The organism is Peterkaempfera podocarpi (assembly GCF_042466665.1).
Classification (GTDB): domain Bacteria; phylum Actinomycetota; class Actinomycetes; order Streptomycetales; family Streptomycetaceae; genus Peterkaempfera; species Peterkaempfera podocarpi.
In genome coordinates this window covers 7,798,045-7,811,312 of sequence record NZ_CP162102.1, presented here as the reverse complement: position 1 = coordinate 7,811,312, position 13,268 = coordinate 7,798,045, and the positions used below count along the sequence as shown (strand labels likewise).

At 72.2% G+C, this 13,268-nt stretch carries 9 protein-coding genes and 1 pseudogene; 6 read left to right on the top strand and 4 right to left on the bottom strand.

The annotated features are described in order from the left end of the window. Positions 1-159 precede the first annotated feature (159 nt). Together AB0761_RS34105 and AB0761_RS34100 are read right to left on the bottom strand one after the other, a co-directional pair. Positions 160-258, bottom strand: a complete 99-nt coding sequence (locus tag AB0761_RS34105; protein ID WP_377273118.1) for a putative leader peptide — start codon at positions 256-258, stop codon at positions 160-162. Between the two features lie 80 nt (positions 259-338). After that, positions 339-1,679, bottom strand: coding sequence for an ROK family protein (locus AB0761_RS34100; protein ID WP_377273117.1), 1,341 nt, complete (start codon positions 1,677-1,679; stop codon positions 339-341). An 820-nt stretch (positions 1,680-2,499) separates the two neighbouring features. Between AB0761_RS34100 and AB0761_RS34095 the strand changes: the two genes are divergently transcribed. Beyond that, on the top strand, positions 2,500-3,516 hold the full coding sequence (locus AB0761_RS34095) for a TauD/TfdA dioxygenase family protein (RefSeq protein ID WP_377273116.1): 1,017 nt from the start codon (positions 2,500-2,502) through the stop codon (positions 3,514-3,516). Between the two features lie 168 nt (positions 3,517-3,684). Further along, on the top strand, positions 3,685-4,398 hold the full coding sequence (locus tag AB0761_RS34090; RefSeq protein WP_377273115.1) for a hypothetical protein: 714 nt from the start codon (positions 3,685-3,687) through the stop codon (positions 4,396-4,398). Between the two features lie 51 nt (positions 4,399-4,449). Here AB0761_RS34090 and AB0761_RS34085 read toward each other — a convergent pair. Continuing rightward, positions 4,450-5,044 (bottom strand): annotated as a pseudogene (locus tag AB0761_RS34085) (DinB family protein). Positions 5,045-5,300: 256 nt separating this feature from the next. Here AB0761_RS34085 and AB0761_RS34080 point away from each other — a divergent pair. The 4 genes from AB0761_RS34080 (at position 5,301) to AB0761_RS34065 (ending at position 11,563) form a co-directional block, all read left to right on the top strand. Next, the gene (locus AB0761_RS34080) at positions 5,301-5,738 is read left to right on the top strand and encodes a hypothetical protein (protein ID WP_377273114.1); all 438 of its coding nucleotides are present in this window, start codon (positions 5,301-5,303) and stop codon (positions 5,736-5,738) included. A 224-nt stretch (positions 5,739-5,962) separates the two neighbouring features. Further along, entirely contained in the window at positions 5,963-6,835 is an 873-nt protein-coding gene (locus AB0761_RS34075; RefSeq protein ID WP_377273113.1) for a hypothetical protein, read from the top strand. A 79-nt stretch (positions 6,836-6,914) separates the two neighbouring features. Beyond that, the gene (locus AB0761_RS34070) at positions 6,915-10,991 is read left to right on the top strand and encodes an AAA family ATPase (protein ID WP_377273112.1); all 4,077 of its coding nucleotides are present in this window, start codon (positions 6,915-6,917) and stop codon (positions 10,989-10,991) included. Next, positions 10,916-11,563: a hypothetical protein gene (locus AB0761_RS34065; protein ID WP_377274471.1), complete on the top strand. Its 648-nt coding sequence runs from the start codon at positions 10,916-10,918 to the stop codon at positions 11,561-11,563. Before AB0761_RS34070 ends, AB0761_RS34065 begins: the two co-directional genes overlap by 76 nt. 114 nt (positions 11,564-11,677) lie before the next feature. Here AB0761_RS34065 and AB0761_RS34060 read toward each other — a convergent pair whose 3' ends face one another. Beyond that, positions 11,678-12,643, bottom strand: coding sequence for a trypsin-like serine peptidase (locus AB0761_RS34060; RefSeq protein WP_377273111.1), 966 nt, complete (start codon positions 12,641-12,643; stop codon positions 11,678-11,680). Positions 12,644-13,268 lie beyond the last annotated feature (625 nt).

The following is a 13,268-nucleotide window of genomic DNA, read 5'->3' as shown; positions in this document are numbered from 1 at the left end:
CGTGGTCGCAGGCGGCGCGGAGAGGGCCCGCAGGTCCGGCCCGGGCGTCCACGACGCCGCCGGGCGTCACCGGACGGGCAGCGAAGGGCGGTTGCGCGAGGCCTCGGGCGGCCTAGGGGAGGTACGGCGCGAAAGGCCGCGCCGCAGGGGTGCCGTCGCTCAGCAGCAGGACGGCAGGGAGGGGACGGCACAGACCGCGCTGGCCTGTCGACGCAGGTCGACATGGCGGCGGGAGACGAGAAGCACGTCCTGGTTCACGTCGCCAGAATGGCAGTCCCGGGTGGCTCGGTCAACGTCGTCCACATATGACGGACCGTCAATTCTTGGCGGCACGGGCTTCAGCGCACCGCCCCGGCCCGGGAGGCGAACAGCAGCGGATCGCGGTAGAGCGGGGCCAGCACCGCTGCCCCGGCGGCGGTCTGCAGGGCCCGCTCGCCTGCGTGGGACACCGCGACCCGCTCGGGGTCGTCGCACACCCGCGAGTGCCTGAGCACCTCCTCCCGCAGCGCGGCCAGATAGTGCCCGTGCCGCAGCACGGAGACCTCCGTGACCAGCACCAGATCCGGGTTGAGCACATCCAGGAGCAGCGCGGCCGCCCGGGCGACCAGCCGGATCCGCCCGCGCACCAGGCGGTCCGCCGCTTCGTCGCCCGCGGCCGCCAGCTCCACCAGCCGGAATGCATCAGGCCGGTCCAGCACCCCCTGCGCCACCGCCCGCGCCCCCAGGGCCTCGTCCGAGGCCGCCGCCTGGAGGCAACCGTTGCGGCCGCACGGGCAGGGCGCGTCGGCGTCGGCCACCGGCAGATGGGCGACATCGCCCGCCGCCGAACGCGGCCCCTGGTGCACCACTCCCGCGATGCCCAGAGCGGCGTCGACCACACTGCCCACAAACAGGTGCACCACGCTGCGCCGGGCCTGCGGCCTGCCGAAGAGGATCTCCGACTGGGCGATGGCCCGGGCATGGTTGTCGACCAGCACCGGCAACCCGCACGCCCCCTCCAGCTCGGCACGGAGCGGTACGTCCACCCAGCCCAGCGGGGTGTGCCGGACCACCGTGCCGCGGCTGGGGTCCACCCAGCCCCCGGTGATCGCCCCGACCCCCAGCACCGGCCGCCCGGCGGCCCGCTCGGCCAGGAAACCCGGCAGCCGTTCCCGCAGCGCGCCCAGTGTCCCGGCGCTGCGCCTCCCGCCGGCCCCCGGGCCGTCCAGGTACTCGTGCGCAACGGTGCGGCCTCGCAGGTCGACCAGGCAGAGCGTGGAGAACGGCACGCCCAGGTGGACACCGCCGACCAGTGGGCCGCAGGTGTGGATGTCCACCGGGACCTGCGGCCGCCCCACGGCTCCGCCCGTCGCCGCGCCCGGACGCTCGTGGACCAGTCCCAGCCGGGCCAGGTCGAGGTACTGCCGGGAGACCGCGGCCGGGCTGAGGCCGGACAGCCGGGCGATGGTGGTGCGCGCCACCGGGCCGTGGTCCAGGACCGTACGCAGCACTGCCGCCGCATTGGCCCCGCGGCGGCCGTCGCCGCCGCGCTGGGCGGGCAGGACATCCGCGGGGTCGGGCCCGTACCGCACGGCCGGCCGATCCGGGACCGGCCGCACCGCGGGCAGGTGCGCCGGGGCGGCGGAGGAGACCGCGAGGGCGGCGGTCGGCAGGGGCTGGGTCTCATGGCGGCGGGCCATCGCGCTCCTTGTCGTGCAGGCGGGTTCAGGACTGCGCGGACAGGGACCAGGGTCCGCGTCGGGGGTGCGGGCGCGACGCGTCGACGCCGCGGAGCGGTGCCGCGGGCGGGCACGTCCGGCGTTACCGGCACCCGACGATTTTGCCCGCTGTCCGGCCGACATGACGCTCCGTCTGTTGCGGCTTCATGAAATGACCGGACGGTCAGCGGCCCGCGCCGCCGACCGTGCACCCCCTCCCCCACCCACCCGCCCCAGCCGCCGACATATGGATGAAAGCGCAGGTCAGTCGGCCTTTGATGGTGGGCGGAGCAGGCCACCCCAAAGGTTCCGTACGGCCTTCGCACAACGAATCCAGGGCCGCTGACACGCTCCGGTGGAGGAGTTGACGCCCGCTCCGAGACGCTGGCAGCATCCGGGGCATGCCAGCGACGAGTGCTCTGATCGCGCGGCTCCACATCGACCTGGGCCGCCTCTCGTCGGCCGCGTGTCGTCCCTGCACCGCGCCGACTGCCTGACCGCTGCGGGCCCCGCCCGTATCCGCGACCTCCCCGCACGGTCGGCGCCCGCATCCCACTGACCGCCGCCTCCGGGGCCCGTCGGCATCCACTGCGCAACGCCCGCTCCCGGCAACGGCACCGCACCTGTCCGGCCGCACATCCGCGTGCACGGCCGGGCTCCTTTCCCGATTCCGGGCCCACGACGGCGGGTCCTTTCCTATGCACAGCCGCTCCCCTGCCTACGCACGTCGGGATTGGTTCCGCTGCGAGCCGAACTATCCCTGCCGTGCCGTGTCACCACACTTCCCGAGAGGAACCGCACCATGACCATCGCCACTGAGACCACCGCCTCTGAGACCACCGCCCCCGGGACCACCGCCACCCGGAACACCGCCACCCGGAACACCGCCGCTGAGTCCGGCATCACCGTCAGCAGGGTCAACGGCCGCATCGGCGCCGTGATCTCCGGCGTCCGCCTCGGCGGCGACCTGGACGCGGAGACCGTCGCCGCGATCCGCGCCGCCGTCATCGCGCACAAGGTGGTCTTCTTCCGCAACCAGGACCACCTCGACGAGGACCAGCACGAGGCGTTCGGCAGGCTGCTGGGCACACCGATCGCCCACCCCACCGTGCCGTCCGCCGACGGCCGCTACTCGCTGGCCATCGACTCCGACCACGGCGCCCGCGCCAACCAGTGGCACACCGACGTCACCTTCGTCCCCGCCTACCCGGCCTTCTCCATCCTGCGCGCGGCCGTCCTGCCGCCCTACGGCGGCAACACACTGTGGGCCAACACCGCCGCCGCGTACGCGGAGCTGTCGGAGCCGCTCCGGACCCTTGCGGACAGCCTGCGGGCCGTCCACTCCAACGCCTACGACTATGTGGCGGTGCGCCCCGACGCGACCAGCGAGGCGCTGGAGCAGTACCGCAAGGTGTTCACCTCGACCACGTTCCTCACCGAGCACCCGGTGGTGCGGGTCCACCCCGAGAGCGGCGAGCGCACGCTGCTGCTGGGCAACTTCGTCCAGCGGGTGGCCGGTGTCAGCGGGCAGGACTCCCGGCTGCTGATCGAGCTGTTCCAGCGGCACATCGAGCGCCCGGAGAACACCGTGCGCTGGCAGTGGCAGATCGGGGACGTCGCCATCTGGGACAACCGCGCCACCCAGCACTACGGCGTGGACGACTCCGACGACCACGACCGCAAGCTTCGCCGGGTGACCATCGACGGCGACGTCCCGGTCGGCACCGACGGCCGGCAGAGCACCCTGCTGAGCCCCTCCGAGGTTCCGGCGCCGTCCTTCGGGCCGGCCTCTGGTGCCTCCACCGCGGAGGCCGTCTGAGCGGGGACCGGGTTCCCGGGGGCCGGCGGCCCCCGGGAACCCGGTGCGGGGTGCCTCCGTTCTGACGTCGGGTCCCTCACCTGCCCCGACGCCGGATCGGCGTACGGACCCCGGTCACGCTCCGCGCTCGCTCGCCGGTCCGGACCTGAGGCGTCATGATGCCTACTCATGACGACACCCCAACAGCTCCTGGTCCGGGCCGCCGCCCGGAACAACGCCGAGTGGTGCGCAGCGATGAGCCGCTCGCACGGTGTGGCAAGCGACTTCGGAGCGCAGGCCTGGGCAGCTCCGGCTCGTACGCCGCTCTACTACCCCGACGCGGTGACGCTACTGCCGGACGCGGACCGGGACGCACTGGTGGACCGGGTCGACACCACTGCTCCCGGCGCCACCGTCAAGGACAGTTTTGCCGACCTCGATCTGACGGGGGCCGGCTTCCGGGTGCTGTTCGAGGCGCAGTGGATCCACCGGCCGGCGGGTGCGCCCACCGTGGCGCCGGGCCTCACCTGGGACGTGGCGCGCGACTCCGACACACTGCGCGCCTGGGCGCTCGCCTGGGACGACGGGGACGGACATGCGGACGTCTTCCGGCCCGAACTGCTCGCCGACCCGGACACCTTCGTCCTTGCCGCGCGGTCTGCCGACGGCCGGGTGGTCGCCGGAGCGGTCGCAAGCCGCAGCGACCAGGTGGTCGGGATCTCCAATGTCTTTGCGCTGGACGGCGGTCCTGACCTGGCCTGGCCGGTCGTCCTGGACGCGGTGGACCGGCTGTTCCCCGCTCTGCCTGCGGTCGGCTACGCGCAGGGCGACGACCTGGCCGCCGCCGTCCGTCATGGCTTCGAGCCCCTGGGCCCGCTGCGGATCTGGCTGCGCGGCTCATAGCCGGACCGGTGCGGCGGCACGACCAGCCGGCGGCAATTCGATGACTGTCACTCAGCTCGCGGCGGTCTGGGCCTCCTTGGCGGATGTCTCCAGCCGGTTCCAGTACTCCTGGTACCAGGCCTCGTCTCCGCCGTCCATGTTGCTGTTGGCCTCCCGCATGCCGACCTTGCCGTCGACCAGCTCACGCACGATGTCGGCATGGCCGGCGTGCCGGTTGGTCTCGGCCGTCATATGCAGCATGATCCGCTGAAGCGTCACCTGGCCGTCGTCGCCCCACCATGCGACATGGCCCATCGCATCCAGCGGCAGCGCCTCGATCGTTGCGTCCGCGTGCGCCCAGGCGCGGCGGTAGAGGCCGGTGATCTCCTCCCGCGACTCGTCGGCGGGTGCCCACATGTCCGCGTTGGGCTCGGAGTCCTCCTCGTGCCAGGGAGAGGGATTCACCGTGCGGGCGGTCGAAGGTCGGGCCGAAGTACCCGAGCTCGACACTGGCCAGGTGCTTGACCAGGCCGAGGAGGTTGGTACCGGTCGGCGTCAGCGGGCGGCGGACGTCGTACTCGGACAGTCCCTCCAGCTTCCACATGACCGCTTCGCGGGCCGCCTTGAGGTAGCGGTGCAGATCGTCCTTGGGATCGTTTGGCTTCATGGGCCGAGTCTTGCATCACCCTCCGACAGCGGTCACATGGGTTTGTCGGGGTGCGGATGGCATCAGTGACGACCGGAGGACGTCCAGACCGTGAACCGGCCGTCCCGGAAGGCGGTTCCCCCGCAGAGCGGCCCTGCCGGTCACAGCCGTCAACGAACGGCTGTGACCGGGCCCGCAGAAATCGCCCGGGGCATTCCCCGGTCACGGGACAGTCACAAGCCGAACGCCCGGGCCTTGCACGCGGCACGATGGCCCGGTGCGCACACATACCATCGTCCTCACCCTCGCAACCGCCGCCCTCGCGCTCACCGCCTGCACCAGCTCCCCCCACAACCCGGCCCCCCAGCCACCCGCCACCAAGGCGGCACCCGGCAGCCCGGCGCCGGACCCGTCCAGGGCCGAGCTGGAGGAGGCCGTCCGGGCCTTCTCCACGGCCTACCTCAAACCCGACCCGGACGCCGGTTACGCCATGCTGTCCGAACGATGCCGCAGGACCATCGGCAAGTCCGTCTGGGCCGGGCTCGCCAAGAGCGCCGCCAAGGACTACGGCCGGCGGCCCATCAAGACCCTGACCGTGCTCCAGCTCGCCGGTGACGACGCCCGTGTGAGCTACACCTACGGCCTGCCGAGGCTCGACCAGTTGGAGCAGCCCTGGCTTCGCGAGAACGGATCCTGGCGCTACGACGCCTGCTGACCGCCCGCAGCCCCGCCCGCGGCACAGCCGGAACACTGCGGTTGGACCGATGCACTCCCCGAAGTGTCGTGGCGCAGCAGGCAGTTCGCCCGGAGTCGGCCGCTCGGCTGTGTCGCTGTCCGTCGCCCTTGGTGCACGGGGGAATTGGTGTGACGGCTCGCCCCGGATGGGTACAGCGTTGGCAGTGGCCAGGATGGGAGTCCAGGCCCTTCAGGGGGTGCGGAGTGTCGTCGGTCGTCCTGGTCCACGGAATCTTCAACCATCTGCCCGGGGTGCCGCCTGCCGAGGCGGCGGTGCGCAAGGCGGAACAGTGCCGCCCGAAGCTTGCAGCCGGGCTGGCGGCGGCAGGTCTGGATGTGCCGGTGCCGGAGGTGGCGATGGCCTACTACGCGGACCTGCTGCGCGACGAGGCACCCGAGCGGCAGTCCGCGGTCGGGGGCGACCGGCTGGAGTCCTTGACGGACCAGGAACTGGCCGAGGTGTACGAGTGGCTGGTGGCGGCAGGTGGACCGGAACTCCCCGACACGCAGAACGTCGGGCTGAAACCCGTGCGGCAGATGCTGGGGTGGCTCGTCGAGGAACGCAGCGGACGAGCGGCCGGGCGGATCCACGAGCAGACGGTGCAGCGCCTGGAGCGCCTGCTGGTAGGCCAGTTGCGGGAGGTGGAGGCGTACACGTCCTGGCCCGGCCGGCGGCGTGCGGTGCGTGAGCGGGTCGCCGAGGCGATCCGGGCCGGCCGGCCGAGTGTGCTGGTGGCGCACTCACTGGGCTCGGTTGTCGCCTATGAGACATTGCATGCCTTCCCGGGGCTGGAGGTCGAGCTGCTGGTGACGCTCGGCTCCCCGCTGCGGGTGCCCACCGTGGTACGCCGCCTGGACCCGGGGCTGCGGTCCGGCCGGGGAGCCCGGCCGGCCGGGGTCGCACGATGGGTGAACGTCGCCGACGTCGGGGATCTGGTGGCGGTCCCACCGGGACTGTCGAAGGCCTTCCCCGTCGACCAGGACGAGACCACGGACGTCGGCCTCGGCTTCCACGGCCTGGGGGGATATCTCTCGAACGGGCTGACCGCGGCCGCCCTGGCCCCGTATATCTCCTGACGGGCCTCCCGGAGCGGGGCCGCGGGCAGGACGGGCGGCCCAAGCCCGGGGCTGCGTACGGTGAGAGGAGCCGCACACCATGGTACGGGCGCTCGTGGCGGGGATCGGCGACTTCCCCGAGCAGTTCCCGAGCGAGGACGAGCAGGCCGAGGGCCGTGCCGTCTTCGCTCCGCTGCCCACTGTCCACGAAGCCGTCTGGGAGGTCGTCTACGCACTGGACAAGGTCGATGTCGCCACCGGCGCGCCGTTGCTGGAGCCGGACCGCGGCGGCCTGCTGGCGGCGTGGCGGGGGCTGTGCGAGCAGTCCCCCGACGACGAACCGTTGATCGTCCACTTCGCCGGGCACGGCGCCCGGTCCACACGTACGGGAGCCCTTTATCTGGCGACGCACGGCGGCGACCCGGCCGACAACCGCCTCGCCGCGAGCTGTGTGAGATTCGCGGACCTGCTGGAGGAGGCGGAGAACAGCGATCGGCCGGTGCTGTTCCTGCTGGACGTGTGCGGTGCGGGCCAGGCCGTGATGCATCAGCAGCTCCAGGAGCTGCTGCTGGCCCGGCGTGCCCAGGACGCCTCCCGCAACGCCTGGGTGATCGGGGCCTGCTCCGCCGACCGAGCCACCTACAGGGCACGGTTCAGCACCGCAACCGCCGCTGTCCTCAGGACACTCGCCGACGGGGTGCTGGATGTCTCGCCCGCCCTGGAGTTCGTACCTGTCGGCACCCTGGCGGAGGCGATCGACGGGGAGCTGGCACGCGCCGACCGCGCGGCCGGCCGGCCGGGCCAGTCCCTGGTACGCACCCCCCACACCCAGGCTGTTCTGGAGCCGCAGCCGTTCCTGCGCAACCCCGCCTACACCAACGATCCGCGGATCCGGGCTCTGTCCGGTATGGACCGCAGGCTGCGGGAGTTCGCGCTCAGCTGCGACCCGGGCCTGGACCCGCTGCACTTCGCCACCCGTGCTGCCGGGAACCCGAACGCGGATGTCTGCCAGTTCTCCGGACGCAGGTCGCAGCTCTCCCGCATTCAGAAGTGGATCAAGGACGCCGACGGTACGCAGGGGCGGCTCATGGTCGTCACCGGCGGCCCCGGCAGCGGCAAGTCGGCCCTGCTGGGCGTCACCGTCTGCCTCACCCATCCCGGTCTCGACGTCCTGCGCCAGCGGGTGCGCACGGCGGTCCGCACCTTCCGGCCCGCGCCGCGCGGCCGGGTCGTCGCCGTCCACGCCCGGCAGCTCACCGTCCAGCAGATCACCGACTCCCTCCTCAGCCAGCTCCACGACGTGCCCGCGACCGCGACCGCCCCCGGGCACCGCGCCGCCCAGGCCGCCGGGGCGGGCCGGTCAGGGAGCGGCGTGAGCGAACTGGTCCGGCGGCTGGGGGATGCCGAGGAGGTCCTGGTGGTCCTGGACGCCCTGGACGAGGCCGCCGACCCCGCCGCCGTTCTCCATGACCTCATCCTGCCGCTGACCGGTGTCGGCGGCGGTGATCCGGTGCCCGGCTGCCGCGTCCTGCTCGGCACCCGCCCGTGGTGGGACACCCTGCCGGTGCTGTTCCAGCACCTCGCCGCACACCCGGAGGCCCTTCTCGACCTGGACCCCCGCACCGAGGCCGACCGCAGCATCCTCGCGGACGACCTCCACGACTACCTCGACCAGCTCCTGGACAACCGCCGCCCGCAGAACGTGGTCCGGCACATCGCCGAGCGTCTCGCCCAGTACACGGACGGCGGCGCCTTCCTGGTCGCCGCCCTCTACGCCGACCACCTGCTGAGCGGCACCAAGCGGATCGCCGACGACCCGCCCTGTGACATCACCCAGGTCTACGACCTGCACAGAGACTCACTCACCCGCGCCGAACCGTGGATCGGACCCGTTCTCGCCGTCCTCGGCCAGGCCCGCGGTCAGGGCATGCCGCTCGACCTGATCCATGCCGCGGCACTCGCCCATGCACCGCACTTCGCACAGCGCAATCTGCCCCCGCGGCTCGAGGACACCCGGCGGGCCCTCACCAAGGCGGCGTTCTATCTGCGCACCACGCCCGACATCGACCAGCGGCTCCTCTACCGCTACTTCCACCAGGCCCTGACCGACCACACCCTCGGCACCACCGACCCCGCCACCATCCACCACGCCCTGATCAACAGCATCCCCCCGTCGGCCGACGGCACCCCCGACTGGGCTCGCGCCCGTCCCTATCTCACCCGGCACGCCGCCGACCACGCCGCCGCCACGGGGAGTTCGCAGGTCTTCGACCGGCTCCTGGGCGATGCCCGATTCCTGCTGCACGCCGACCCCGACCAGCTGGTGCCGCACCTGCGGCTGGCCACCGGCGAGCAGGCGGTCCTGAACGCCCACATCTACCGGACCAGCACCGCTGCCCACCCCGAGCGCCATCGGGTCGCCGTCCGCCGTGATCTTCTCGCCCTGGACGCCGCGGCGTGGCATCAGCCCGCCCTCGCCCGCTCCCTCGCCGCCCTCCCCCTCGACGGCAGGCCGTCGCTCGCCACCCCCCGGTGGGCGACCAACCGCACAGCACACCCAGCCCGACTGCACACCCTCACCGGCCACACCGACTGGGTTCGGGCGGTCGCGGCGGTCACTCCGCCCGGTGGCACTCCCCTGGCCGTGACGGCGGGCCAGGACCGCAACGCGATCGTCTGGGACCTGACCACCGGCCGACGGCTGCACACCCTCACCGGCCACACCGGCGACGTACGCGCGGTCGCCGTACTCACCCTCCCCGGAGGCACTTCGGTGGCCGTGACGGGCGGCCAGGACCGCACCGCGATCGTCTGGGACCTGACCACCGGCCGACAACTGCGCACCCTCACCGGCCACACCGGCGGGATTCTCACGGTCGCCGCGGTCACTCCGCCCGGTGGCACTCCCCTGGCCGTGACGGGCGGCCAGGACCGCAGCGCGATCGTCTGGGACCTGACCACCGGCCGACGGCTGCACACCCTCACCGGCCACACCGGCGACGTACGCGCGGTCGCCGTTCACGCCCTCCCCGGCCGCACTCCCCTGGCCGTGACGGGCGGCCAGGACCGCAGCGCGATCGTCTGGGACCTGACCACCGGCCGGCAACTGCACACCCTCACCGGCCACAGCGAGGTCCACGCGGTGACCACGCTCACCCTCCCCGACGGCACCCCCGCCGCCATCATCAGCGGTATCCCCATCCCCCTCCGCACCACTGGCTACCCCGCCCGCGCCAGCGGCCACGAACACAATTCCATGGTGTGGGACCTGGCGACCGGCCGACGGCTGCACACCCTCGCCGGCCATATCGGCGAGGTGCACGCGGTCGCCGCCCATACCCTCCGGGACGGCACCCCTGTCGCGGTGACCGCCAGCCATGACCGGAAGGCCATGGTGTGGAACCTGACCACCGGCCGACGGCTGCACACCCTCACCGGCCACAGCGGGTGGATCCGCGCGGTCACCGCGCTCACCCTCCCCGACGGCACCCCCGCCGCCGTCACCACCAGCCACGACCGGACAGCCATGGTGTGGGATCTGCGCTCCGGCCGGCGCCTGCACACCCTCACCGGCCATACCGGCGGTGTGAACGCCGTCACCGCGGTCACCCTCCCCGACGGCACCCCCGCCGCCGTCACCGCAGGCCAGGACCGGACCGCGATCGTCTGGGACCTGACCACCGGCCGACGTACGCTCACCGTCACCGGGCACCGGGACCACATCCGTGCGGTGTCCACCCTCGCCCTCCCCGACCGCACCCGTGCTGCGGTGACCGCCGGAAACGACGGCATCGCGATCGTGTGGGATCTGGCCACCGGCCGACGGCTGCACACCCTCAGCGGCCACACCGGCGGCGTGAGCGCCGTCACCGCGGTCACCCTCCCCGACGGCACCCCCGCCGCCGTCACCGCAGGCCACGACCGAAAGGCCATGGTGTGGGACCTGACCACCGGGCACCGCCTGCACACCCTCACCGGCCACACCAGCGCACTGGGCGCCCTCACCACCCTCACCCCCCCGACGGCACCCCCGCCGCCGTCACCGCAGGCCGGGACGACACAGCCGTCGTCTGGAACCTCACCACCGGCCGGCCTCGACACATCCTCGAAGGTCACCGCGACTGGGTCCTCACTGTCTCCGCGCTCACCCTCCCCGACGGCACCCCTGTCGCCGTGACCGCCGGTCATGACCGGAAGGCCATGGTGTGGGACCTGACCTCCGGGCAGCGTCTGCACACTCTCGTGGGCCACACCGACGGGATCCGCGCGGTCGCCACCGCCGCTCTGCCCGACGGCACCCCCGCCGCCGTCACCGCAGGCCATGACAGGACAGCCATGGTGTGGGACCTGACCACCGGACAGCACCTGCACACCCTCAGCGGCCACACCGGCGGCGTGAACGCCCTCACCACCCTTGCCCTCCCCGACGGCACCCCCGCCGCCGTCACCGCGGGCCACGACCACAACGCCATGGTGTGGGACCTGACCACCGGACAGCATCTGCACACCCTCACCGGCCACACCAGCAGCCTCAATGTCGTCACCGCGCTCACCCTCCCCGACGGCACCCCCGCTGCCGTCACCGCAGGCCACGACCACAACGCCATCGTCTGGAACCTGACCACCGGGCGGACGGTATGGCGTGTGCCCCTGCCCGGCCCCGGTACCTGTGCGGTCCCGGCGGACTCGGGATTCCTGATCGGCTACGGCGACGAAGCCGCGCACTTCGTCTGGACGGGCCGTCCCTGAGCGCAGCGGACCTGGTCGGCAGACGCTCCCCGTCGGTGACAGCCGGGCGGGCCGGGTGACGGCCCGCCCGACGCCGGGCGGGAGTTGTCGGCCTACGGGGCAGGTCTGGTCCTTTTACTGCATGGTGCCGACGATGTCGTACATGGACTTGACGAAGGTGTCGAAGTAGGGGCTCTTGTTCACTCCGCTGCTGTTGACCGTGCTGCTGACACCGTTTGCGTCCCCGATGTGCAAGGCCTCGTTGTACGCCACCAGCCACGGCCCACCGCTTGCGCCCGGACCGAAGTTGCAGCCGATCTTGATCACGCCGGGCTGTCCCTGGACGACCGATGTGTTACCCGTGCACCAGTCCTGTATCTCGCCGTTGTCGATGTTCGTGGGGTAACCGAGGACGGTCACTGCCTCTTCGGCGGCGATGTTCCATCTCATCCCCATGCTGCCGGTGACATTGGCGAGCTGCCGGCCGTTGTTCCGCATGGTGGCCACCATGCCGACGTCCCTGGTGTGGTCCTTGCTGTTGATCCAGGCGTTGAAGGTGTGCAGATGGAAGGCCACGAACTCGCCGTAGGGCTCACTGTGGGAGCGATAGGCGGGCACATAGATCCAGTTCTCCATCCACGCTCCCGCGACGGAACCATTACCACCCGTGTTGACACAGTGCCCCGCGGTCAGCACCAGCTGCTTGGAGACGCTGTTGAGGGCGCTGGCCGAACATCCGTAGTCCTTGTTGTCGGTGGGATTGTGGAAGAACACCCTGCCCACCGCGGGGCTCTCGGCGAGCTGCGTCGACGTCTGGCTGGTCCTGGCCAGGCCGGGCGGGATCTCTCCCGGGGGCCCGGTGGGGTGGCCGACGCTCCGGGCGGTGCCCGGGTTCCGGTCGACGACGTCCGCCGGAATGGCGTTCCTCATCCGCTCGGGCGTCCAGTAGTGGAGCACCTTGGCGACGGCGGCCGGCGAGTCCACCGTACTGCCGTCGGATGTCGTGGCCGTGACTCCGGCGGTGGCCGTCCCGGCGGTGTCCGGGTGGCCGGAGGGATCCCCGGCAGCTGCTGCGGGAACGGTCGTGACCAGGGCGAACACGGCCGTCGCAACCCACGTCAGGGAAGAGCGGGGCCCGAGAGCCCGCCGGATGGGAGTGCCAGGGGCACCGGCACCGGCGTCGGCCGGCGACCAACTCGCTGAGCGTCTGCGCATGACCTACTCCAGGAGACAGCTGATGTCGAGGCGTGGATCACGGTGCACATGCACCTGCGGCCGTGCTCGATCCGCGACTGCCGCGGGGTCTTGATCCATACGCCCCGAACAGGACAGACCCATGCTGTCGAGCCGGCCGTGACACCAGCGTGACGGGAGCGGAGCCATCGACGGTCGGAGGGACGCCTCAAGGGCCACGGCGCCGGGGAGACGCACGCCTGCGGAGCGGGCCGCCCGCTGCAGAGAGAGCAGCTTCCGGCTGCCTCAGGCGTGGCATACTCCCGGCTAGGAGTGCCGACCAGGGGGGTGGTTCGGTAGTGGCCGGGCTCGGCAGAAGGTTCATGGTGTACGGCGTGCTCTTCCTGGCCCTTGCCGGGTGCACGAGCGGGTCACACGGCAGGGCTTCGGGTACGCGGCACCCGACTGCTCCCATTCCCCCGTCGACCTCGGCACCGACGTCCTCGGCACCGTCGGCTTCGGCAGCGCCGACGCCGGCCGCGAGAACGCGTCC